The 255-nt window shown below is 52.2% G+C and carries 1 rRNA gene; it reads right to left on the bottom strand.

Annotation, left to right across the window (positions count from 1 at the left end):
• Positions 1 to 255, bottom strand: a 23S ribosomal RNA gene (locus JNA92_RS26275); the annotation flags it as partial.

Here is a 255-nt window from a genome sequence, read left to right as displayed (position 1 = left end):
CTTTCGGCGTGCGAGTTTTTCACTCGCATTGTCGTTACTCATGTCAGCATTCGCACTTCTGATACCTCCAGCAAGCTTCTCAACTCACCTTCACAGGCTTACAGAACGCTCCTCTACCGCATCACCAGAGGTGATACCCGTAGCTTCGGTGCATGGTTTGAGCCCCGTTACATCTTCCGCGCAGGCCGACTCGACTAGTGAGCTATTACGCTTTCTTTAAAGGGTGGCTGCTTCTAAGCCAACCTCCTAGCTGTC

It is taken from the genome of Pseudomonas putida (assembly GCF_022627325.1).
GTDB classification, from domain to species: Bacteria; Pseudomonadota; Gammaproteobacteria; order Pseudomonadales; family Pseudomonadaceae; genus Aquipseudomonas; species Aquipseudomonas putida_X.
Note: the sequence above shows the minus strand (reverse complement) of the source record. Positions and strands in the feature narration are given on the sequence as shown.